The organism is Bacillus jepli (genome assembly GCF_047238305.1).
Lineage (GTDB): Bacteria > Bacillota > Bacilli > Bacillales > Bacillaceae_L > Ferdinandcohnia.
Genome location: NZ_JBDFMO010000001.1, coordinates 3703911 through 3727965, shown reverse-complemented (window position 1 = coordinate 3727965; position 24055 = coordinate 3703911). Strand labels below are relative to the sequence as shown.

Annotated in this window: 24 protein-coding genes; all 24 read left to right on the top strand. The window is 36.9% G+C overall.

All coding sequences use genetic code 11. The features are described from left to right. The first annotated feature begins 143 nt into the window (after nucleotides 1–143). The 24 genes from ABC371_RS19055 to ileS all read left to right on the top strand — a co-directional run bounded on the left by ABC371_RS19055 (nucleotide 144) and on the right by ileS (nucleotide 23824). Nucleotides 144–1607 (top strand): UDP-N-acetylmuramoyl-L-alanyl-D-glutamate--2,6-diaminopimelate ligase, encoded by a 1464-nt coding sequence (locus ABC371_RS19055; protein WP_412899394.1) that lies wholly within the window; start codon nucleotides 144–146, stop codon nucleotides 1605–1607. Beyond that, nucleotides 1608–2054 carry a hypothetical protein gene (locus tag ABC371_RS19050; RefSeq protein WP_412898229.1) on the top strand — a complete coding sequence of 149 codons (447 nt, stop codon included), beginning with the start codon at nucleotides 1608–1610 and terminating at the stop codon, nucleotides 2052–2054. It abuts the gene before it with no gap. A 2-nt stretch (nucleotides 2055–2056) separates the two neighbouring features. Further along, on the top strand, nucleotides 2057–3031 hold the full coding sequence (gene mraY / locus ABC371_RS19045; RefSeq protein ID WP_412898228.1) for a phospho-N-acetylmuramoyl-pentapeptide-transferase: 975 nt from the start codon (nucleotides 2057–2059) through the stop codon (nucleotides 3029–3031). After that, a complete protein-coding gene (gene murD / locus ABC371_RS19040; protein WP_412898227.1) occupies nucleotides 3032–4384 on the top strand; it encodes a UDP-N-acetylmuramoyl-L-alanine--D-glutamate ligase in 1353 nt (450 codons plus the stop codon). A gap of 48 nt (nucleotides 4385–4432) precedes the next feature. Next, nucleotides 4433–5533 (top strand): stage V sporulation protein E, encoded by a 1101-nt coding sequence (gene spoVE / locus ABC371_RS19035; protein WP_412899393.1) that lies wholly within the window; start codon nucleotides 4433–4435, stop codon nucleotides 5531–5533. A gap of 109 nt (nucleotides 5534–5642) precedes the next feature. Continuing rightward, a complete protein-coding gene (murG, locus tag ABC371_RS19030; RefSeq protein ID WP_412898226.1) occupies nucleotides 5643–6731 on the top strand; it encodes an undecaprenyldiphospho-muramoylpentapeptide beta-N-acetylglucosaminyltransferase in 1089 nt (362 codons plus the stop codon). Nucleotides 6732–6856: 125 nt separating this feature from the next. Continuing rightward, nucleotides 6857–7765 carry a UDP-N-acetylmuramate dehydrogenase gene (gene murB / locus ABC371_RS19025; RefSeq protein WP_412898225.1) on the top strand — a complete coding sequence of 303 codons (909 nt, stop codon included), beginning with the start codon at nucleotides 6857–6859 and terminating at the stop codon, nucleotides 7763–7765. A 200-nt stretch (nucleotides 7766–7965) separates the two neighbouring features. Next, nucleotides 7966–8769, top strand: coding sequence for a cell division protein FtsQ/DivIB (locus ABC371_RS19020; protein WP_412898224.1), 804 nt, complete (start codon nucleotides 7966–7968; stop codon nucleotides 8767–8769). Then, nucleotides 8753–9457 carry a DUF881 domain-containing protein gene (locus ABC371_RS19015; protein ID WP_412898223.1) on the top strand — a complete coding sequence of 235 codons (705 nt, stop codon included), beginning with the start codon at nucleotides 8753–8755 and terminating at the stop codon, nucleotides 9455–9457. Before ABC371_RS19020 ends, ABC371_RS19015 begins: the two co-directional genes overlap by 17 nt. Nucleotides 9458–9466: 9 nt before the next feature. Next, the gene (locus ABC371_RS19010) at nucleotides 9467–10177 is read left to right on the top strand and encodes a DUF881 domain-containing protein (RefSeq protein WP_412898222.1); all 711 of its coding nucleotides are present in this window, start codon (nucleotides 9467–9469) and stop codon (nucleotides 10175–10177) included. A gap of 18 nt (nucleotides 10178–10195) precedes the next feature. Then, nucleotides 10196–10558 (top strand): small basic family protein, encoded by a 363-nt coding sequence (locus ABC371_RS19005; protein WP_010282644.1) that lies wholly within the window; start codon nucleotides 10196–10198, stop codon nucleotides 10556–10558. 126 nt (nucleotides 10559–10684) lie between these two features. Then, nucleotides 10685–11977: a cell division protein FtsA gene (gene ftsA / locus ABC371_RS19000; RefSeq protein WP_412898221.1), complete on the top strand. Its 1293-nt coding sequence runs from the start codon at nucleotides 10685–10687 to the stop codon at nucleotides 11975–11977. A gap of 47 nt (nucleotides 11978–12024) precedes the next feature. Beyond that, nucleotides 12025–13167: a cell division protein FtsZ gene (gene ftsZ, locus ABC371_RS18995; RefSeq protein ID WP_412898220.1), complete on the top strand. Its 1143-nt coding sequence runs from the start codon at nucleotides 12025–12027 to the stop codon at nucleotides 13165–13167. A gap of 516 nt (nucleotides 13168–13683) precedes the next feature. After that, complete coding sequence (spoIIGA, locus tag ABC371_RS18990) at nucleotides 13684–14610, top strand: sigma-E processing peptidase SpoIIGA (RefSeq protein WP_412898219.1); 927 nt, start codon at nucleotides 13684–13686, stop codon at nucleotides 14608–14610. A 75-nt stretch (nucleotides 14611–14685) separates the two neighbouring features. Next, complete coding sequence (sigE, locus tag ABC371_RS18985) at nucleotides 14686–15405, top strand: RNA polymerase sporulation sigma factor SigE (protein WP_136378270.1); 720 nt, start codon at nucleotides 14686–14688, stop codon at nucleotides 15403–15405. A 142-nt stretch (nucleotides 15406–15547) separates the two neighbouring features. Beyond that, the gene (gene sigG / locus ABC371_RS18980; protein ID WP_116350658.1) at nucleotides 15548–16330 is read left to right on the top strand and encodes an RNA polymerase sporulation sigma factor SigG; all 783 of its coding nucleotides are present in this window, start codon (nucleotides 15548–15550) and stop codon (nucleotides 16328–16330) included. A gap of 183 nt (nucleotides 16331–16513) precedes the next feature. Then, entirely contained in the window at nucleotides 16514–16759 is a 246-nt protein-coding gene (locus ABC371_RS18975) for a YlmC/YmxH family sporulation protein (RefSeq protein WP_136378271.1), read from the top strand. 154 nt (nucleotides 16760–16913) lie between these two features. After that, nucleotides 16914–17735, top strand: coding sequence for a peptidoglycan editing factor PgeF (gene pgeF, locus ABC371_RS18970; protein ID WP_412898218.1), 822 nt, complete (start codon nucleotides 16914–16916; stop codon nucleotides 17733–17735). A 7-nt stretch (nucleotides 17736–17742) separates the two neighbouring features. Next, nucleotides 17743–18420 (top strand): YggS family pyridoxal phosphate-dependent enzyme, encoded by a 678-nt coding sequence (locus ABC371_RS18965; RefSeq protein WP_412898217.1) that lies wholly within the window; start codon nucleotides 17743–17745, stop codon nucleotides 18418–18420. A 17-nt stretch (nucleotides 18421–18437) separates the two neighbouring features. Then, nucleotides 18438–18875, top strand: a complete 438-nt coding sequence (locus ABC371_RS18960) for a cell division protein SepF (protein WP_136378274.1) — start codon at nucleotides 18438–18440, stop codon at nucleotides 18873–18875. 6 nt (nucleotides 18876–18881) lie between these two features. Continuing rightward, on the top strand, nucleotides 18882–19142 hold the full coding sequence (locus ABC371_RS18955; RefSeq protein WP_116350653.1) for a YggT family protein: 261 nt from the start codon (nucleotides 18882–18884) through the stop codon (nucleotides 19140–19142). A 58-nt stretch (nucleotides 19143–19200) separates the two neighbouring features. After that, on the top strand, nucleotides 19201–19974 hold the full coding sequence (locus tag ABC371_RS18950; RefSeq protein ID WP_412898216.1) for a YlmH family RNA-binding protein: 774 nt from the start codon (nucleotides 19201–19203) through the stop codon (nucleotides 19972–19974). A 108-nt stretch (nucleotides 19975–20082) separates the two neighbouring features. Beyond that, entirely contained in the window at nucleotides 20083–20583 is a 501-nt protein-coding gene (locus tag ABC371_RS18945) for a DivIVA domain-containing protein (protein ID WP_412898215.1), read from the top strand. Nucleotides 20584–21055: 472 nt separating this feature from the next. Next, nucleotides 21056–23824 carry an isoleucine--tRNA ligase gene (gene ileS, locus ABC371_RS18940; RefSeq protein ID WP_412898214.1) on the top strand — a complete coding sequence of 923 codons (2769 nt, stop codon included), beginning with the start codon at nucleotides 21056–21058 and terminating at the stop codon, nucleotides 23822–23824. Nucleotides 23825–24055: the final 231 nt, after the last annotated feature.

Here is a 24055-nt window from a genome sequence, read left to right as displayed (position 1 = left end):
ATAAAATTTTTGGTAAGGTGTCCTTTTTAACCAATTGATTTATAGGAAAATAGGGTACTAGACAACACACGGGGACTAGCGTATTATGTTAATCTGATACAATTCCTGAGTGAATTTTTCGAGAGGGAATGGTAAAATTCATGATGAAATTACAGGACTTATTAGCGAACCTGCATGATTTTACGGAAAAAGGTAATGCCAATCCTTTTATCACATCTCTTGAAATGGACTCGAGGGAGGTAGAAAAGGGAAGTTTATTCTTTTGTGTAAAAGGTAGTACATTCGATGGTCATGCATTTGCATCAGATGCTGAATCAAAAGGTGCAGTTGCAATCATCGCTGAAAAAGATGTGGGGGTATCCATTCCTGTTATCAAAGTGAAGGATACAAGAAGAGCAATGGCTGTAATGGCAGATGCTTTTTATCAGCAGCCGACACATAAACTCCAGCTAATAGGGGTTACCGGGACAAATGGGAAAACATCAATTAGCCATATTGTTGAAAAAATTTTTAAAGAGGCAGGCGAAAAAACTGGTCTCATTGGAACGATGTATACGAAAATCGGAGAGAAAACAATTGAAATGAAGAATACGACTCCGGAATCAGTAACACTCCAAAAGCTTTTTCATCAAATGGTGTCTGATAACGTAACTAGGGCTGTAATGGAGGTCTCTTCCCATGCCCTCGATATTGGCAGGGTACACGGATGTGATTTTAACATTGCGGTGTTTTCGAATTTGACACAGGATCATTTGGATTACCATCGAACAATTGATGAGTATCGAAGAGTGAAAGGTTTATTGTTTGCTAGTTTAGGTAATCGCTTTGATAAAGATAATCCGAAATACGCGGTTTTGAATAGTGATGACACTGCTTCAGAGGAATACACAAGATCCACTTCAGCAACAATCGTTACATATGGAATCCGACAGACGGCAGATATTATGGCTGCTAACATTCGTATGACTGCCTCTGGGACAGAATTTGATTTAAAAACGCCGATTGGTTCATATGAAGTGAAGATGAATTTAATTGGACAATTTAGTGTTTATAACGTATTGGCGGCAGTTGCTACTTGTATCGTGTCTCGAATCCCGATTTCAACAATCATTCGTGCAATCAAAAAGGTAAAGGGTGTACCTGGAAGGTTTGAAATCGTAAACGGAGGGCAAAATTTTACTGTAATTGTAGATTATGCACACACGCCTGATAGCTTAGAAAATGTATTAAAAACGGTTAAACAGTTCGCGAAAGGGAAAATCAACGTAATTATTGGATGTGGTGGAGACAGAGACCGTTCAAAGCGTCCAATCATGGCCAAAATTGCAACAGATTTCGCGGATGTCCCCATTTTTACATCTGATAATCCTCGCTCGGAAGACCCTCTCGAAATTCTAAAGGAGATGGAAGCGGGGGTAGAAGGAAAATTTTATATCACCATCCCGGATCGTGAAAAAGCCATTTTTTATGCTATTTCAAATGCGGGTGAGAATGATATAATAATCATTGCTGGAAAAGGACATGAAACCTATCAAATCATTGGGAATAAAACTCATTCATTTGATGACCGCCTTGTTGCTGCTCGTGCAATTAAGGAGTTGAATTAATTGTTATCGAATCAAGATATGTGGACTCTTTTTGAAGAAGCGTACGGGTTTAATCATCAGAATTTTGATTTTGAGGAAGTGATAACTGACCCAAAGATTGTAACGAAAAGAGGACTTTATATTTCAATTGAACAAGAAAAAAGGGATGAATTTTTAAAACTAGCACTTTATAATGGTGCTGTTGCAACAGTTTGGCCAAAGAATGAAAAATTACCCCTGTTTCTTCCCAATCATTTCCCTGTATTCATAGTAAAAGATCCACTACCAGCACTCAATCAAATCTTGGAATTCTATCTTAAAAAAATCGAAGAAAATGGGTATGATACAATGACAAAATTTAAACTATTTACAAACGAAGTTAAAAGTATGAAGCAAAACGATCAAACAGTAGAACAAATAAAAATGATTGTAAGAAAATTAGCAACGCTCGAAAAAGGGAGGGGATAAAGATGATCGAAGAAGTAGTCATATATTCGATTGCCATAGGGTTTATCATAAGCGTCATTCTCTCCCCCATTTTTATCCCTTTCTTACGTAGATTAAAATTTGGACAAAGTATCCGTGAGGAAGGTCCTAAATCGCATCAAAAAAAGTCGGGAACACCTACGATGGGTGGAATCATTATTTTAGTGTCGATTTCACTAACGACGATTTTAGTGTCGACTCGACTTGGGGAAATGTCGGTTACGACGTATTTACTATTATTTGTAACATTGGGATACGGGGTATTAGGTTTTTTAGATGATTTTATTAAAGTAGTACTAAAGAGGAATCTCGGTTTGACCTCCTTACAAAAATTGCTTGGTCAAATCGTCATTGCCATCATTTTTTATTTTATTTTTAAACAGAATAATTTCTCGACTGCCATTTCAATTCCAGGGACAGATTTTGAATTTGATTTAGGAATTCTATATGTCTTCCTTTTAATTATTTGGTTAGTTGGATTCTCCAATGCTGTCAATTTAACAGATGGTTTAGATGGATTAGTATCGGGGACAGCTGCAATAGCGTTTGGTGCGTTTGCCGTATTAGCTTGGAATCAAGCCCAATATGATGTTGCCATCTTCTCTGTGGCTGTGGTCGGGGCAGTACTTGGGTTCCTTGTATTTAATGCAAACCCAGCAAAGGTATTCATGGGTGATACGGGTTCACTTGCACTTGGTGGGGCGATTGCAACGGTTGCCATTACCCTAAAGCTTGAAATCTTACTGATTTTAATTGGCGGTGTTTTTGTAATTGAGACATTGTCTGTTATTATTCAAGTTATCTCTTTTAAAACAACGGGTAGACGTGTCTTTAGAATGAGTCCTTTACATCACCACTATGAATTGGTGGGATGGTCTGAATGGCGGGTTGTTGTTACATTTTGGACGGTAGGATTATTATGTGCGATTCTTGGAATTTATATCGAGGTGTGGATTTAATTGAAAAATGTAAATAAATTTTCTAACAAACATATTTTAATACTTGGTCTTGCCAAAAGCGGCTTCGCTGCAGCTAAGGTTCTTTATAATATTGGCGCACGCCTGACAGTGAATGACCAGAAGCCATTTGAAGAAAACGAGCCCGCACAGGAACTCGAAAAATTGGGAATAAAGGTAGTATGTGGAGGTCATCCAATCGAAATTTTGGATGATCATTTTGACTTTATTGTTAAAAATCCAGGAATCCCATACAGCAACCCCCTTCTTGTAAAGGCGAAAGAAAAAGGAATTCCCGTCATTACGGAGGTTGAACTTGCCTATCATATTACTCCTGCAGAGTTTATTGGAATTACAGGATCCAATGGAAAGACAACTACAACGACATTGATTTTCGAAATGTTAAAGTATGGTGAGAAATCTCCTTTAATCGCTGGAAACATTGGAACAGTGGCCTGTGAGGTCGCACAAGGTTCAAAGAAGGAAAATATGATTGTGACTGAACTATCCTCATTCCAATTAATGGGAATTGAAAATTTTGCACCAAAAATTGCCGTTATACTAAATATTTTTGATGCGCATCTTGATTATCATGGAACGAAGGAAGAATATGTGAAAGCAAAGGCAAGAATCTTTGAAAATCAAACGGAAGATGATTACAGTGTGATCAATGTTGATGACAAAGATGTTCTATTTGCAGCAGAGGGTAGCAAAGGTAAGAAAATACCATTCTCCACTACGAAGGTATTACAAACGGGTGCCTATATGAAGGAGCAAAGTATTTATTTTGATGAAGAAAAAATCATTGAAATTAAGGATATTGTTTTACCTGGCGTCCATAATCTTGAAAATATTTTGGCTGCTGTTGCGGTTGCGAAGCTTGTCAATACACCAAATAGTGCCATTACCCATGTGCTAACAACCTTTACGGGGGTAAAGCATCGATTACAATATGTTACTTCGATTCAGAATCGCAAATTTTATAATGATTCTAAGGCAACTAATATCCTAGCAACGAAAAAGGCAATATCCGCTTTTGAACAACCGATTATATTGTTAGCTGGCGGGCTAGATCGAGGAAATGAATTTGATGAACTCGTTCCTGAACTAACCCGTGTGAAAGCAATGGTTCTGTTTGGTCAAACAGCGAAAAAGCTTGAACGCGCGGGGAGACTTGCCGGAATAGAAATGATAAAACTGGTCGATAATGTTGAAGCAGCGGTTAAAGAAGCTTATACTCTTTCAAATGAAGGTGATGTCATTTTATTATCACCTGCATGCGCTAGCTGGGATCAACATAAAACATTTGAAGAAAGAGGAGACATTTTTATAAACGCCGTGCATAAGCTTAAGTAAGGGCTTGGACAATCTAGAGCTCTGAATCTAGAATGTAGAGGTGTTTTGATTGTGACCCAAAGAACGACTCCGGATATTATCTTAATTATTACTACTCTTACACTTTTAGCAGTTGGATTGATCATGGTATACAGTGCCAGTGCAGTATGGGCTACATATAAATTCGATGATTCATTTTTCTTTGCTAAAAGACAGCTCCTGTTTGCGAGTGTTGGAGTCATTGCAATGTTTTTCATTATGAATGTAGACTATTGGACATGGAGGACGTGGGCGAAAGTCTTAATCATCATTTGTTTTGTATTATTGGTAGCTGTATTAATTCCTGGAATCGGTATGGAACGTAATGGTTCCCAAAGTTGGATTGGAGTCGGTGCATTTTCCATTCAACCTTCCGAATTTATGAAATTAGCGATGATTGCGTTTTTGGCCAAATTCCTATCTGAAAATCAAAAGAAAATCACATCCTTCAAAAAAGGTTTAATGCCCTCACTGTCTATTGTTTTTTTAGCATTTGGAATGATCATGCTGCAGCCAGATTTGGGGACAGGAACGGTTATGGTAGGTACTTGTATTATCATGATTTATGTGGCTGGAGCAAGAATCTCCCACTTTGTTGGTTTGGGTCTAATTGGTGTGGCGGGGTTTGTTGCCTTAATTTTATCAGCTCCATATCGTATTAAACGAATTACATCCTTTTTAGATCCGTGGGAAGATCCGTTGGGAACGGGGTTTCAAATCATTCAATCGCTTTATGCAATTGGTCCTGGTGGATTATTCGGTTTAGGATTGGGGCAAAGCAGGCAGAAGTTTTTCTATTTGCCAGAACCACAAACTGACTTTATTTTCGCTATCCTAGCTGAAGAATTGGGCTTTATTGGTGGTTCGTTTGTCATCATATTGTTTAGTATTCTACTATGGAGAGGCGTACGAATTGCTTTGGGTGCACCTGATTTATATGGAAGTTTTCTTGGGATTGGAATTATTGGAATGATTGCAATCCAAGTTATTATTAATATCGGAGTTGTTACAGGTCTAATGCCAGTAACTGGAATTACCCTTCCATTCTTAAGTTATGGAGGTTCTTCCTTAACCTTAATGCTTATGGCGGTCGGAGTCCTTTTAAATATTAGCAGGTATTCAAGGTATTAACCCAAAATCACATGAATATATGTTATACTATAAAATGGTTTAACCCTGTTTACATGAACAGGGTTAAACTACTTTTAACGATAAACTTCCAAATGGGAGGAAAAAAACCTTGAAGATTGTAGTAAGTGGTGGAGGTACAGGAGGTCATATTTATCCTGCACTTGCCTTAATCAAAGAAATAAAAAAGGTTAACCCTTCAGCTGAGTTTCTTTATATCGGTACCGAAAAAGGGCTAGAAAGTGGAATTGTGGTTCGTGAAGGGATTCCTTTTAAAACGATTCATATCACAGGGTTTAAACGAAAGCTCTCCTTTGATAACATTAAAACAATCACACGTTTTTTAAAAGGAGTAAATCACAGCAAAAAAATAATCAAGGATTTCAAACCTGATGTGGTGATTGGTACAGGCGGGTACGTTTGTGGACCCGTTGTATATGCAGCATCAAAATTACATATCCCAACCATTATTCATGAACAAAATAGTATTCCAGGACTTACCAATAAATTTTTAAGCCGCTATGTTGATAAAGTGGCAATCTGTTTTGAAGAAGCTGAAGGCTTCTTTCCTAAGGAAAAAGTTGTTCTAACAGGAAATCCAAGGGCTTCTGAAGTCATTGGTAAGGATGGTCGAGCAGGCAGAGAATCTGTTGGGCTTAACAGTTCCCAAAAGTCCGTTTTATTAGTGGGAGGAAGTAGAGGGGCTAGACCGTTAAATGACGCTTTTTTACATGCTTTATCTGAAGTAAAAGAGAAGGATTATCAATTCCTTTATGTAACAGGTGAGGTTCATTATGAAAATGTACTTAAAAAGGTAAAAGCAGTTGGAAATCCTGATAATGTCATCATTAAGCCGTTTATTCATAATATGCCAGAAGTATTAGCGGGTGTAGACCTTGTTGTTGCCCGAGCAGGTGCGACAACATTGGCTGAATTAACTGCTCTGGGCATGCCAAGTATTTTGGTACCTAGCCCATATGTGACAAATAATCACCAAGAGAAAAATGCGAGGTCCTTAAGTGATAAAGGGGCTGCAATTTTACGACTTGAAAAGGACTTAACTGGCCCTCAGCTTCTTGAGGACATTGACTCAATCCTTTTAAATCAAATCAAACTTGAAGAAATGAAAAAAGCATCTTCTCAAATAGGTATCCCAGATGCCGCAAGACGGTTGTACGATGTTATGAAGGATTTAATGTAGAAAAGATGTTTTTGTACACTTTAAGAAACTAAGTCAAATATAGGCAAATGTACCATGAAGCATACGTGGAGCATATACTACATTATATTTTGTTCCAAGTGGAAATGCTGATAAAGGAGGTTAATATGGACAATATTGTAAAGGAACTTCAAGAGGCAAATGTTGGCAAGGTTTTAGTGAATGAACCTTTATCAAAGCATACAACAATAAAAATTGGTGGTCCGGCTGACGTATTCATTGAACCAGATAGTATTGAATCATTAAAAAAGACGCTTGAAATTATTAAAAAGCATGGCATCAAGTGGCGTGCAATCGGTAGAGGATCGAATCTCCTCGTATCTGATAAAGGAATTGAGGGTGCTGTCATTAAAATTGGCAATGGCCTTAACCATATGGAACTTGATGGTACCACACTTACTGTTGGGGCAGGGTATTCAATTGTAAGTCTTGCTGTTCAAATTGCAAGAAAAGGATTATCAGGACTTGAATTTTCGAGCGGGATTCCTGGTTCCATCGGTGGAGCTGTTTATATGAACGCCGGGGCACATGGTTCTGATGTATCTAAAGTTTTAACAAAGGCTCATATATTATTTGAGGATGGTACCTTTGAATGGTTATCAAATGAGGAAATGGAATATTCATACCGCACCTCTATTCTACAAAAAAAGCGACCAGGGATTGTGGTTGAAGGAACATTTCAATTAACAGAAGGGGATAAAGCAGATATCTCGGCAGTTATGAAGAAAAATAAAGAGTATCGAAGAGATACACAACCATGGGATCTTCCATGCGCCGGAAGTATTTTCCGTAATCCACTTCCAAATTACGCAGGACAGTTAGTTGAAAAATCGGGCTTGAAAGGTCATTCTATCGGTGGAGCGAAAATTTCTGAAATGCATGGGAATTTTATTGTCAATGCTGGCAATGCAAAAGCTCAGGATGTGCTTGACCTGATTCAATTTGTAAAAGAGAAAATCTATACTTTACATGGTGTACGAATGGAAACGGAAGTTGAAATAATTGGTCGAATCTAGACAGTTTCTACACCCATTTCTTAGGAAAATATGATATAATACAATAACATGTATGTGTTACTGTACTGGTTGAATAAACGGCATGTATACATGCCGTTTATTCTTTCGTTCTACCCATTTTTTTATAATTGGAATAATGACTAATTTAACATACATACGATTTTATTTTTATAGGCTCTCATAGAGCGGGGTGAATGTATTTGGCGAAGCAAAAGGTTGTTACAATAGAAGACCGAATTCCAAAGCTTAAGCAGAGGAGAAAACAAAAGGCGAATCGACGACTGATTATGTATATTACGTTTTTCTTTTTTTTGCTTTCAGGAATACTTTATTTCCAATCTCCTTTTAGTAAAATTGGCGAAATTACCATTACTGGCAACCAAAATATCATTTCCGATCAACTTTTAAAGCTTAGTCAATTAAAAGTTGGGACAAGCTTTTGGAAGGTCAATCAAGATATAGTAATCCAAAATATAAAAAAACACCCTGAAATTAAGGAAGTATCGATTGAAAAAAGACTACCAAATCATATTAAGTTAAATGTTAGCGAATTGAAAAGGGTAGGATATATAAGTGGGTCTACTACTTTTTATCCGATCCTTGAAAATGGTGAAATTATCGAAAAACCACAGGAGTACGGTTCAAAGGCGATACCAGTTGATGCACCAATCTTAGTTGACTGGAAGGATGAAGCATTAACAATGCTCGCAAAGGAACTTAATAAAGTTCAACCGTCAATTTCAAAACTTATCTCTGAAATTCATCATACACCCACAGAATATGATCCTCTACAGATGACACTGTATATGGTTGATGGGTATGAGGTGAAAGCAACGGTAAGAAATTTCGCGAAAAATATAACGGCTTATCCAACAATCATTAGTGAATTGGATCCGTCTCTTAATGGATATATTGAACTAGATGTTGTACCAACATTTATTCCATACGAATACGAGAACACCAATGAAGATGAGGAGATGGTAACAGATGAAGGTGAAGGGTAAGCACGTCATTCTTTCATTTGTTTGCTTAGTCCTGGGCTTTATGATTTCATTCTCGTACCAATTTACTAAGGAACAATTGGAATCAAATCAGGTGACTGAACAACAATGGAATGAAGAAGCTAAAATTCGAACAGAGTTGAATGAACAGAATGAAAAGAATAACGAACTTCAATTAAAGTTAAAAGAAAAGCAAAATCAAATTCAAGCAATTGAAGAAGAGCTCGCAAAAGAAGAACAGGAACAAATTTATTTCAATCTCGTCGAGGAAGTCGAAAAATACCGTATGGTTGTTGGCGAGATTAGTGTCAAGGGTCCGGGAGTTGTCGTTACACTTGAAGATGCCTCTTACGTACCTTCGGGGCAGGATGTGAACAATTATTTAGTTCATGAGAGCCATTTATTCAAGGTTATTAATGAACTTTATGTATCTGGTGCCCAAGCTGTTTCTATTAATGGTAAAAGACTTCAGTCTAATTCTTATATTTATTGTAATGGTCCTGTTGTTGTTGTAGATGGTGCTCCTTTTCCTGCTCCATTTGTAATTTCAGCAATCGGTGACCCAGATGTACTGGTGCCTGCCTTAAATATGAATGGAGGAATCACTGATCAATTGATACAGGATAATATTGTTGTGAAAATTGAAAACAAGGCACAAATTGAAATGGATCCATTAATTAACGCGAAATAGGTGGTTTTATTGGACAAAAAAACAGGCATTAGCTTCACGGTCATTACGTGTATAATAGGGTTTATGGTTGCTGTCCAATTCCAAACCATTAAAGAACCTGAAGTGCGTGATACCCGTGATTTATGGGAGTTGCGAGAGGATTTAAAACAATCCCAAGAATTATATACGGATCTTTTAACAAAAATTTATACATACGAGGCAAAGGTAGAGCAATACGAAAGTCAACGTGATGATAGCAAAATAATGATCCTTAAGGATACCCTTGATGAGTTAAAGAAAGAGGCTGGGCTTACACAAGTTTCAGGTCCTGGAATCACGATAACAGTTGAACAATCGTTCAATGAGGTTGGCAAACAAGCAACAACCATCACCCCTAGTTTGTTGAGATGGTTAATAAATGAATTAAATTCTTATCAAGCAAAGGCGATTTCAATTGATGGTCACAGGGTGATTGCCACCACAGTGATTCGGGAAATTCAAGGAAGACCGAAAATTGATTCATATTCAATCAGTCCATTGCCAATTGAAATAAAAGTTATCGCTGATGATGCAGAACGACTTTACAATAAGTTAAAAGCATCGGAAGCGGAACGGCAATTTTTCATTGATAATTTACGCTTGAAAATTTCAAAGCCAAGTAAAGTCGTAACAATACCTGCGTATGACGACCCAATTAGGATTACGGAAATGCAACCTAATATGGAACCAGATAAAAAGTGATAAAGGTGGAACATAGATATGTGGCTCCCAATCTTCGGTCTTATAGTCGGAATCATTCTCGGACTGCTATCGGAATTTAAAATTCCGGCAGAGTATTCAAATTATTTATCAATTGCGGTATTGGCAGCACTTGATACATTGTTTGGTGGCATTCGTGCACACCTGCAAAATATTTATGATCAGTCCGTCTTTGTTTCTGGTTTCTTTTTTAATATTTTATTGGCAGCAAGTTTAGCTTTTCTAGGTGTACATCTTGGTGTAGACTTGTACTTGGTAGCCGTTTTTGCATTCGGAGTAAGGTTATTCCAAAATATTGCGGTTATCAGACGAATAATTTTATCCAAATGGAGCCTTTCTCGTGATAAAATAGAAAAAAATTGATTTTTTATAAAGGGAAAATCCCTATGATTGTTGAATATTTTTCATATGTGAAAATTCATATGAAAATAGCAGTTGTTGTTCGAAATGATATTTATGTGTTTATGTAAAAAAGGGAGGTGCCACAGAATGAACAGCAATGAAATATGTGTTAGTCTTGACATCGGTACATCCAGTGTTAAGGTGATTATCGGGGAAATGGTTGATGATTCCCTTAACATAATAGGTGTGGGTAATGTTAAATCAGAAGGTTTGAAAAAAGGTTCAATTGTAGACATAGATGAAACCGTTCATTCTATTAAGAAGGCAGTTGAGCAAGCAGAAAGAATGGTAGGCATTTCTATTAATCAAGTAGTCGTATCTGTTCCTGCGATTAACGTACAGTTACAGGATGCCCACGGCGTGGTGGCAGTTTCTACTGAATCTCGTCAAAATCGTGAAATTAGCAATGAAGATGTTCTACGTGTAATCGATGCCGCACAATTTATTTCTCTACCTCCAGAAAGAGAAATTATCGATATGATTCCTAATCAATTTATTGTGGATGGATATGATGAAATTAGTGATCCGCGTGGTATGTTAGGTGTTCGACTTGAAGTGGAAGGTACGATTATTACTACTTCACGTACAATCTTACATAACCTGCTTCGTTGTGTAGAAAAAGCAGGACTTGATATCACAGCAATTTCTTTACAACCTCTTGCATCGGGTTCAATCTCTTTATCTGATGATGAGAAAAATCTAGGTGTTGCTCTCGTTGATATTGGTGGAGGTTCTACGACCGTTGCTCTTTTTAATAATGGTTATTTGAAAGCAACAAGTGTTGTACCTGTTGGTGGAGACCATATTACAAAAGATTTGGCAATTGGATTGCGATCTTCTACTGAAGATGCAGAGAAAATTAAAATTAAACATGGACATGCCTTCTATGATGATGCTTCTGACGAAGAAGTATTCAATGTTTCAATTATTGGCAGTGATCAACAAGAACAATTTACCCAATTACAAATTTCTGAAATCATCGAAGCAAGATTAGAAGAAATTCTACTATTAGTTCAAAAGGAAATTAAGAAAATGGGTGTAGGAGATCTTCCTGGTGGCTTTGTTCTTACAGGTGGAGTAGTTAATATGCCTGGAGTATTGGAGTTATCTCAACTTGTATTACGTAGCAATGTTAGAATTGCAAAACCTGACTATATTGGAGTTAGAGAACCTCAATATGCAACAGGTGTAGGCCTATTGCAGTTCGCTTATGAACAAGCAAGAGTTCAAGGAAGAAAAATTAGCACGACGGTCCAAGTAGAAAATGCTGAGAAAAGACCGTCAAGACAGCCTCAAGCGAAAAGTCACCATAAAAACTCAAAAGAAGAACAAAATATTGGGAATAAGGTTAAGAGGTTTTTTGGTCTCTTCTTTGAATAACACACAGTTACAAGAGTAGTATATTTGCAAATTAGGAGGATCTTATAATGTTAGAGTTTGATACAAATGTTGATCAATTAGCTACAATAAAGGTAATAGGTGTAGGTGGCGGTGGGAATAACGCGGTTAACCGAATGATTGAACATGGTGTTCAAGGTGTCGAATTTATCGCAGTTAATACCGACGCTCAAGCTTTAAATCTTTCAAAAGCAGAAATTAAAATGCAAATCGGTGGGAAATTAACCCGTGGTTTAGGTGCTGGAGCAAATCCAGAAGTAGGTAAAAAAGCTGCGGAAGAAAGCAGAGAACAAATCGAAGAAGCTCTTAAAGGGGCAGATATGGTATTCGTAACAGCTGGTATGGGCGGTGGAACAGGTACAGGTGCTGCTCCTGTGATTGCACAAATTTCAAAAGATTTAGGTGCTCTTACAGTAGGTGTGGTAACAAGACCGTTCACATTCGAAGGCAGAAAGCGTCAAACACAAGCAGCTGGTGGTATCGCTGCAATGAAAGAATCAGTAGACACTTTAATCGTCATTCCAAACGATCGTCTTCTTGAAATTGTGGATAAAAACACACCTATGCTTGAGGCTTTCCGTGAGGCTGATAATGTATTACGTCAAGGTGTACAAGGTATTTCTGATTTAATCGCTGTTCCTGGATTAATCAACCTTGACTTTGCTGACGTTAAAACAATTATGTCTAATAAAGGTTCTGCACTTATGGGTATCGGTGTTGCAACAGGTGAAAACCGTGCTGCAGAAGCAGCTAAAAAGGCAATTTCAAGTCCATTGCTTGAAACATCTATTGATGGTGCACAAGGTGTCCTTATGAACATCACGGGCGGAACAAATTTAAGTCTTTATGAAGTTCAAGAGGCTGCCGATATTGTTGCATCAGCTTCAGACCAAGAAGTTAATATGATTTTTGGATCTGTTATTAATGAAAACTTGAAAGAAGAAATTGTTGTTACTGTGATTGCTACAGGCTTTAAAGAGACTGAGCTAGACCCAACTCGTCCATCTCGTCCTTCTTTTAATGTTAAACCACAACCACAGGTTCAGGCTGCACCAAGAAGAGAAGTAAAGCGTGAGGAGCCAGTACAAGAAGTAAATACACGTGGCGCAGTTCATGTTGAAGATGAAATCGATGTACCAACATTCTTACGTAATCGTAAAAGAAGAGGTTAATCAATACACTTATTCAAAATCAAAAGGCATTTGACAACAAGATTGTCGAATGCCTTTTTTTGCGGTCAAGTCTAGCTCCAGCGCCTAGCCCCTCGAGGTCATAAGCAAATCTGTCAAGAAGGATAAAATACATCCTTCTCGCCATCTTTTCTTATGCTAGTCGGACTTGCACAGGACAAGGAAAACTTCGACAGCATAATCATCGCACGAAGAAAATGCATTGCATTTTCGAGGAAGTGCTGACTTCGACGTTTGCCACAGGACGTGGCAGTAGTTAGTCGATGTTCCAATTTCAAGGCGCTTACGCTTTTTAATATTCCCTCGTTTTATTCCACACTTTCCTCATATACAGGGGAACTGACAAAATAAGATCTAATCTTTCAAAATTTCTCTTTTATTATCGGCATGAAGTGACAGACTCCATATAAGATGTACTATATACTATTTTTTAAGCTAACTAGTTTACGTTAATTGCGTTGAAAAAGAGCAGTGACTATTGGTGAAAGGAGAAATAGGTTGTCCATTTATTTAGATGTAATCTGGTTATTAAACTTTTTCTTTGACACCTTGTTATTACTTTTAACAGCGCTAATACTTAAGCGTAAAATTGTTAAATGGCGCATCTTAGTAGGTGCTTTTATCGGATCTTTAGTAGTCCTGATCGTGGTTTCTCCTTTTGCGGTTATCGGGTCACATCCTCTTACAAAACTCCTTTTTTCAATCGCAATCGTAGGAGTAGCTTTTGGGTATAAACGATTCAAATATTTTATACAGGGGCTATTAACCTTTTATTTTGCTACTTTCATGATTGGAGGTGGAATGATAGGGGTCCATTATTTCTTAGAATTTGATGTTCAAGCATTTGATGGTACAATCCTTACGCAATCTAGAGGTTTTGGTAATCCAATTAGTTGGGGATTTGTATTAATTGGGTTTCCTCTTTTATGGTATTTTTCTAAAAATAGAATAGCTGACATCGAAACGAAACAAGTTTTCTATGACCAGATTGTCGACGTGAAGCTTGAAATAGATGATGTTACCCTAAGATTAAAAGGTTTGGTTGACAGTGGAAATCAATTATTTGATCCGATTACAAAAAGCCCGGTTATGATTTTAGATACGACGAAATATGAGGAGCTATTTCCTAAATCATTAATCGAACAGTCTAAAAATATTGAGTTATTAACCAATGATACTACAACTGAATCCCATAAATGGGAAAGCCGAGTAAGGCTTATTCCATATCGGGGCGTTGGACAAGAGCACCAATTTTTACTTGCAATTAAACCAGACCGAATAACGATTTTCCAAGGAAATGAAGAAAACATCGTGAAAAAAGGCCTTGTTGCATTCAACCATACAACATTGTCTACTGATGGAGAATATGATTGTATCGTCCATCCGAAAATGCTTATTTCATCCTCCATTAAGTCAGCTTCATGATGGGGAAAAGGAACGATTACATTCCTATAAATATCATACTCACACTTTTTACAAATTAGAAGGGAGAACTTACCTGTGGCTAAATTAAAATTAAAACTTACATATTGGTGGTATAAACTTTTAATAAAATTAGGCTTAAAAACGGATGAGATCTATTATATTGGTGGGAGTGAGGCATTGCCACCGCCCTTATCTAAGGATGAGGAAGAAGTCCTATTAAATAAGCTTCCTAGCGGCGATAAGGCAGCAAGGTCAATCTTGATTGAAAGAAATTTAAGACTTGTGGTATACATTGCTCGAAAATTCGAAAATACCGGGATTAATATAGAGGATTTAATTAGTATTGGAACAATTGGTTTAATTAAAGCAGTGAATACATTTAATCCTGAAAAGAAAATTAAACTCGCTACGTATGCTTCAAGATGTATTGAAAATGAAATTTTGATGTATCTACGTCGTAATAATAAAATTAGGTCTGAGGTGTCATTTGATGAACCATTAAATATCGATTGGGATGGCAATGAATTATTACTATCTGATGTTCTAGGTACAGAGGATGACATCATTACAAAGGATTTAGAAGCAAATGTTGATCGTAAATTATTAGTAAAAGCTCTCCATCAGCTTAATGATCGTGAGAAACAGATTATGGAGCTTCGATTCGGACTAATTGGTGGTGAGGAAAAGACACAAAAAGACGTTGCTGATATGCTTGGAATTTCACAGTCCTATATTTCAAGATTGGAAAAGCGAATCATAAAACGTCTTCGAAAAGAATTTAATAAAATGGTGTAAAAAATTTTTTATACTTTGTAGTTATTGATTTATCTGTTTTTTTGCATTTGTTTTGGAAATAGCTGTGAATTCAAAATGCATATTTTTCCCTCTAACGGAGATACTTAACTTTGTACAGCAACTCCTGTTAGGAGGGAAAGAATTGACTCGAAATAAAGTAGAGATTTGTGGTGTTGATACTTCAAAGCTTCCAGTATTAAAAAATGAAGAGATGCGGGAATTGTTTAGACAAATGCAAAGTGGAAATGATTTGTCAGCCCGTGATAAGCTTGTAAATGGAAATTTACGACTTGTTCTCAGTGTAATTCAACGTTTCAACAACAGAGGAGAATTTGTGGACGATTTATTTCAAGTTGGCTGTATCGGCCTAATGAAATCAATCGATAATTTTGACCTCAGTCAAAACGTAAAATTCTCCACCTATGCAGTTCCGATGATCATCGGTGAAATTCGGCGCTATTTACGAGACAACAATCCTATCAGGGTGTCGCGCTCACTAAGGGATATTGCTTATAAGGCCTTGCAGGTAAGAGAGCGTTTAATGAGTGAAACCTCGAGGGAACCCACAGCAGAGGAAATCGCAAAAGTCCTAGAAGTGCCACACGAGGAAATCGTCTTTGCACTTGATGCAATTCAAGACCCTGTATCATTATTTGAGCCAATATATAATGATGGCGGGGATCCTATTTATGTGGTGGACCAATTAAGTGATGAGCGAAATCGAGATTCAAATTGGATTGAAGAGATTGCATTAAAAGAAGGAATGAGACGATTAAATGATCGCGAGAAACTCATTCTTCGGAAACGATTTTTTCAAGGGAAAACACAAATGGAGGTTGCTGAAGAAATCGGTATCTCTCAAGCCCAAGTTTCACGTCTTGAAAAAGCAGCCATTAAACAAATGAATAAGAATATCCAAAATTAATAATGGGGGGTAAACCCATTTTGTGGACAAGTAATTGTCCAAAGAGAAGATAAAATAACTAGACATTCGTATGATTCGAATGTCTTTTTTTCGTTATTGCTCTTATGTATTCCACTCTCTCTATTTTTTGTCACATAAAACGTAATGAGACAGTCATATAGTTAGTATAAGGAGGCGGAGGACATGGTGAAAATTTCTGATTTTCAGGCAAAGGATGTTGTAAGTGTTGTTGACGGAAAAAGACTTGGCAATATTGGTGATATCGATATTAACTTAACAACTGGTAAAATCGATTCCATTATTATTGGCGGCTATGGAAAAGTATTAGGTTTATTTGGTCGTGATGAAGAGGTAGTGATTCCATGGAGAAATATTATAAAAGTCGGTAAGGATGTTATTTTAGTTAGAACACAAAATAATATTGAATAAACACGGCTAAATTTTGACATTTTTCCTAACATATTCTCCTTTCTTTTGCTAAGATGTGATAAAATAGGCAGGAGAAGGGTTCATTTTTCGAAAAAAATAATCTATTGTCAGCCTTATCGCAGATATGGTTGAAATATGTATAAAGGATGTTGTTATGAAGCTTGAACCATTTATTGAGGATACAAAACAGGTTTTAATGGCCCGAGCTTGGAGCCAGTACTCCGAAAACCTAGTTGTAGGGTTTTCAACCAAAAATGGGGGAGTAAGTGAAGAACAATTTGAATCCCTAAATCTAGGGCTGCATGTACATGATGAATCCGACTCTGTTATCTCAAATCGAAAAAAACTTGCAGACATTCTTCATTTTCCACTAGAATCCTGGGTATGCTCTGAACAAACACATAAAAATAAAATTGCTAAGGTCACTAAAAAGGATCTCGGTGCAGGGGTTTTTACATATGAGGAAGGCATCAAAGATACTGATGGATTATATACCGATGAGAAAAATATTCTGTTAACCCTTGGTTTTGCGGACTGTGTTCCACTCTATTTTTTTGCACCGTCAAAACAACTGATTGGAATTGCGCATGCGGGCTGGAAGGGAACTGTTCAGGATATTGCAGGTGAGATGGTTCGGGCTTGGGAAATAGAAGATGTCAATCCAAATGAAATCCAAGCTATCATCGGACCTTCTATTGGTAAATGCTGCTATATCGTTGATGATTATGTTATGAATTTCGTCAAAGATTTGGACAATGTAGATTCAAAGCCATATGAGCAAATAGGTGATAATCAGTATCGATTGGAGCTAAAAGAGCTCAATTATCAACTAATGATAAGAGCAGGAATTCCTCCTGAAAATATACAAGTTTCCTCGTATTGTACATCTTGTGAGAAGCAGCTTTTCTTTTCGCATCGAAGGGATAACGGGAAAACGGGTAGAATGATGAGTTTTATTGGGTTAAAGGAGGACTAATTTTTAAATGAGTGTGAAAGAAAATCTTTTAAACATACAAGAAAAGATAGAACAAGCATGCACGCGGGTAAACCGTTCTGTTGCTGATGTTTCGATCATTGCTGTTACCAAATATGTAAGTGTTGAAACTGCGAAAGAAGCGATAAATGCAGGAGTTCAGCATATTGGAGAAAATCGTGACGACGGTCTAATAAAGAAACGAGAGGAACTTGGAGATGAGCCGACTTGGCATTTTATCGGTTCACTTCAAACAAGAAAGGTAAAAAACATTATTGATAAGGTGGACTACATTCACTCGCTTGACCGCATTAGTTTAGCTGAGGAAATACATAAGCGGGCAAGTGGAAAAATAAAATGTTTTGTACAAGTAAATGTCTCAGGAGAAGAGTCCAAACATGGAATGTTACCCGAACAACTTGATCCTTTCATTAAGGATTTAGAAAAATTTCCTTTGATTGAGGTTGTCGGATTAATGACGATGGCGCCATTAACTGAAGACAAAAACATTATTCGTAAATGCTTCCAAAGACTTCGAAAGCTAAGAGATGATGTACAAGCCCTTGGATATTCATATGCACCATGCACAGAGTTATCTATGGGAATGTCTAATGATTACGATATCGCAATAGAAGAAGGAGCAACGTTCATTCGGATAGGTACTTCGCTAGTCGGAAAAGAATTCTAAAAAGAGAGGTGTTATAAATGAGCATAAAGTCAAAATTTAAAAGTTTTTTTGCATTAGAAGATGAATATGATTATGATGAGGAAGAATATTTTGAAGAAGAGGAAGTTGAACCTACAAGGCCTACAAGATCTGCTGCAAAGCAAAATGTGGTAAGCTTGCAAAGTGTTCAAAAATCATCGAAGGTTATTTTATTCGAACCTCGAGTGTATGCAGAGGCTCAAGAAATTGCAGATCATTTAAAAAACAGACGAGCAGTCGTTGTTAACCTACAACGAGTTCAACATGATCAAGCAAAACGAATTGTTGACTTTTTAAGTGGAACTGTATATGCAATCGGTGGAGATATTCAACGCATAGGATCAAATATTTTCTTATGTACTCCTGACAATATTGATGTCTCTGGAAATATCTCTGAGATTGTTTCCAACGAAGAATACGCTGAAAAGGGGTGGTAGTCGAAAATGAGTATTATTTTCGGGATTATCGGTAATGTGATCGTACTTTATTCGTATGCACTAATCATTTATATATTAATGTCGTGGTTTCCAAATGCACGTGAATCAGGAATTGGACAATTTTTAGCAAGAATTTGTGAACCCTATCTAGAACCTTTCCGCAGATTTATTCCGCCATTAGGGATGATTGATATTTCTCCAATCGTCGCAATCTTAGTTCTTAATTTTGCGGGTAGAGGAATTGACGCACTACAATTCATGTTCTAAGAAAATTGGACCTCTTTTGCTAGGTCCCTTTCTTATTTCAACTTGAGGTAATATACATATGAATTTATATCAACATTTTCGAAAAGAAGAGCATGCATTTATTGATCAAGTTTTGGAATGGAAGCAGGCTGTAGAGAACCAATATAGTCCAAAAATAACGGATTTTCTTGATCCACGTGAACAAGAAATTGTAAAACAAGTGATTGGAACAAATGGAGAAATCCTTGTTGATTTTTTTGGTGGTAAAGAAGGACTTGAACGAAAACGAGCACTATTGTATCCGACTTATTTTGAACCCAATGAAGAAGAGTATAATCTTGCCTTTTTTGAAGTGAAGTATCCAGTAAAATTTGTTACAGTCGATCATCGGAAAGTACTCGGTTCATTAATGTCTCTTGGTCTAAAACGTGCCAAATTTGGCGATATTTTAACACAAGATGAGCGGATTCAAATTGTAGTAGCAAGCGAAATTGCAGACTACGTACGTATGAATTTAACGGCAGTTGGAAAAGCATCTATTTCACTTTCAGAAATAATATCGACTGATTTGCTAGAGGTAAATGAAGAATGGACAGAGCAAACCGTCACTGTTTCTTCCTTACGATTAGATGTGGTTCTGTCTTCCATTTTGAATTTGTCCAGACAAAAGGTTCAAGTCTTAATTGAAAATGGTCTTGTAAAAGTGAATTGGAAAAAAATCGAACAAACTTCATTTGAATGTAAGGAATCGGATGTCCTCTCAGTTCGAGGATATGGAAGAAGCAAACTTCATTCAATTGAAGGAAAAACGAAAAAGGAAAAATGGCGAATTAATGTTGGAAGACAAAAATAATTGAAAAGAGTGCAGGATTTTCTTCTTTTTTGTCGAATTGTAAAGTATCATACATATAGGTAATGATTTCTAATTTTAATAATTTACTAATATTTGGAGGTGGCATTCGTGCCTTTAACGCCATTAGATATTCATAATAAGGAATTTAATAAAGGGTTTCGCGGCTACGATGAGGACGAAGTAAATGAGTTTCTCGATCAGGTCATTAAAGATTATGAAATGGTTATACGCGAGAAAAAAGAACTTGAATCAAAACTTTCAGAGCTCAATGAAAAACTAGGACATTTTACTAATATTGAAGAAACATTAAATAAATCCATTTTAATTGCTCAAGAAACAGCAGAAGAAGTGAAACGTAACGCTTCAAAAGAAGCAAAGCTCATTATTAAAGAAGCCGAGAAAAATGCAGATCGTATTATTAATGAATCTTTAGCTAAATCTAGAAAAATAACAATTGAAATCGAAGAATTGAAGAAACAATCAAAAGTCTTTAGAAACCGATTTAAAATGTTAATTGAAGCACAATTGGATATGCTTAATAATGATGATTGGGATCATCTTATGGAATACAATATCGAGCCAGTATTTGCAGAATCAGATGAAAACTAACTTCTAGACTTGACTCTTTTGTTTAATACGCATATAATTTTAAAACAACTAATTAAACTTAAATAATTACAAGCAGCTATGAAGGGGACAGTAGTTCTTAAAGACTTATAAAAAGGTGTTTAATAAGGAGAATGAACCGTACTTTTTAAACAACCTCTAAAAGCGAGTCAGGGATGGTGGAAGCCTGATATAAGTGTTAAGAATGAAGATCACCCCGGAGTTCGGTGCTGAACACATATAAATGGTTAAAGGTTGTCTTTTAATCATTTCTAAGTAAGCATACCGCGAATTATTCACGTTACGAATGTCGAGTGGACGAAAGAGAAATCTTCGTCTATAAGGGTGGTACCGCGAGAGACCTTCTCGTCCCTTTCTGGGATGAGAAGGTCTTTTTTGTATTATATGATTAACGGTAGCCGCATACTGTAAGAAGCTGCAATTAAGTTGGAACTATTATTAGGAGGAAATGGTAATGGAATACAAAGACACGTTATTAATGCCAAAAACGGATTTTCCTATGCGTGGGAATCTCCCAAACCGAGAACCACAGATTCAAGAAAAATGGAATGAAATGAATATTTATCAAAAAGTTCAAGAACGTACAAAAGGGCGTCCACTATTCATCCTGCATGATGGACCACCATATGCCAATGGAGATATTCATATGGGGCATGCTCTAAATAAAATTATCAAGGATATGATTGTTCGTTTTAAGTCAATGAATGGCTATTGTGCACCATATGTGCCAGGTTGGGATACGCACGGACTGCCAATTGAAACAGCCCTTACAAAGAATAAAAAGGTTAATCGTAAGACGATGAGCGTTGCAGAATTCCGTAAACTATGTGAGGAATATGCATATGAGCAAATCAATAACCAAAGAGAACAATTTAAACGTCTTGGTGTTCGTGGTGACTGGGAGAACCCATATATCACATTAAAACCAGCATATGAAGCACAGCAAATCAAAGTATTTGGAGAAATGGCTAAAAAAGGCTATATCTACAAAGGACTTAAACCTGTTTATTGGTCTCCGTCAAGTGAGTCAGCACTTGCAGAAGCTGAAATTGAATATCAAGATAAACGTTCACCGTCTATCTATGTTGCGTTCCCTGTTAAGGATGGCAAAGGTGTATTAGAGGGCGACGAAAAAATTATCATTTGGACAACAACACCTTGGACAATTCCAGCTAACCTTGGAATTAGCGTACACCCAGATCTTGAATATAGTGTAGTCAGTGTTGACAATCAAAAATATGTCGTGGCATCCGCACTTTTAGAGGCGGTAACAAAAGAAATCGGCTGGGAAGATGTTTCAGTAGTGAAAACGTTCAAAGGTCGTGAATTAGAAAATGTTGTTGCAGCCCATCCAATCTATGGACGTGACTCATTAGTGATGCTTGGTGAACACGTTACAACGGATGCAGGTACTGGATGTGTTCATACAGCTCCAGGACATGGGGAAGACGACTTTATCGTTGGTCAAAAATACGGAATCGGCGTTCTTTGTCCGGTTGATGAAAAAGGATATATGACAGCGGAAGCAGAAGGGTTTGAAGGCTTATTCTATGATGAGGCTAATAAACCTATTACAGAAAAATTAAATGAAGTAGGAGCACTTTTAAAACTTTCCTTCATCACTCACTCCTATCCACATGATTGGCGTACTAAGAAACCTACCATCTTTAGAGCAACAGCTCAATGGTTTGCGTCAATTAAGGATTTTAGAAATGAGCTAATGGAAGCTGTGAAAGAAACGAAATGGGTTCCAGCATGGGGAGAAACTCGACTATATAATATGGTTCGTGATAGAGGAGATTGGTGTATTTCACGTCAACGTGCATGGGGTGTTCCAATTCCGGTCTTTTATGGTGAAAATGGTGAACCAATCATCACAGACGAAACCATTAACCATGTATCTGAGTTATTTAGAGAATATGGGTCAAACGTTTGGTTTGAACGTGAAGCGAGAGATTTATTGCCTGAAGGATTCACGCACGAATCTAGCCCAAATGGCCATTTTACAAAAGAAGTAGATATTATGGATGTATGGTTTGATTCTGGTTCTTCCCACCAAGCTGTTTTATTAGAAAGAGACGACTTACAACGTCCAGCAGACCTATATTTAGAAGGTTCAGACCAATATCGTGGCTGGTTTAACTCGTCATTATCTACTGCAGTAGCGGTAACCGGAAAAGCGCCATATAAAGGCGTACTAAGTCATGGTTTTGCACTAGATGGTGAAGGTCGTAAGATGAGTAAGTCACTTGGTAATGTTGTTGTTCCTGAGAAGGTTATGAAACAACTTGGAGCAGACATTTTACGTCTTTGGGTAGCTTCAGTTGATTATCAAGCAGACGTTCGTGTATCTGATGCAATCTTAAAACAGGTTGCTGAGGTGTACCGTAAAATTAGAAATACATTCCGATTCTTACTTGGAAACTTAAATGATTTTAATCCAGAAACGGATGCAGTTTCTGTAAACGAATTACGTGAAGTAGATCGTTATATCCTTGTTAAGTTAAATAAATTAATTGATAAGGTCAAAACATCCTATGAGAATTACGAATTTGCGGGTGTTTATCACTCCGTTCATAATTTCTGTACAATCGAGTTAAGCTCTTTCTATCTAGATTTTGCGAAGGATATTTTATATATCGAACCAGTTAATCAACATGATCGCCGTTCGATTCAAACAGTGTTATATGAGGCATTATTAAGTTTAACTAAGCTTGTTACTCCAATTCTTCCACATACAGCAGACGAGGTATGGTCTCATATCGATTCTGTTAATGAAGAGAGTGTTCAATTGGTTGATATGCCTAATTCGGTTGAAATTCCAAATGCTGATCAAGTAGAAGCAAAATGGGATTCATTCATGGAGCTACGTGATGATGTTCTTAAAGCACTAGAAGCAGCAAGAAATGAGAAAGTAATTGGAAAATCGTTAGCTGCTAGCATTACACTATATCCAAATAAAGAAACAAAAGCCCTTTTAGATTCTGTTGAAGAAAACTTGAAGCAATTGTTCATTGTATCAGGTTTTGAAATTGGTGGCTCATTTGAAGAGGCACCAGAAAATGCACAAGCTTTTGAACAAGTAAAGATCGTTGTAGGTGTAGCAGAAGGCGAAACATGTGATCGTTGTTGGGTTGTAACACCAACTGTTGGCGAAGACAAAGATCACCCAACTCTTTGCTCACGATGTGCAACTGTTGTAAAAGAAAATTACGAAAACTAAGTTAGGAAAAATGCCATGAATCTTGAGGTTCATGGCATTTTTTTGCGGTCTAAAGCCCATCTTGAAATATTCCATTAATATAACTGTAAACTGAAAAATGGCTTGCCAACCGTCAATTCTATATAAGAAAAACGTATTATGTAATTAGAAACAATCAATAAAATATTGAAATAGGATGGAATTATGAGCGTCATTTTTTTAACCTACAGGAAAAAGTTGTTGGCTTTAACA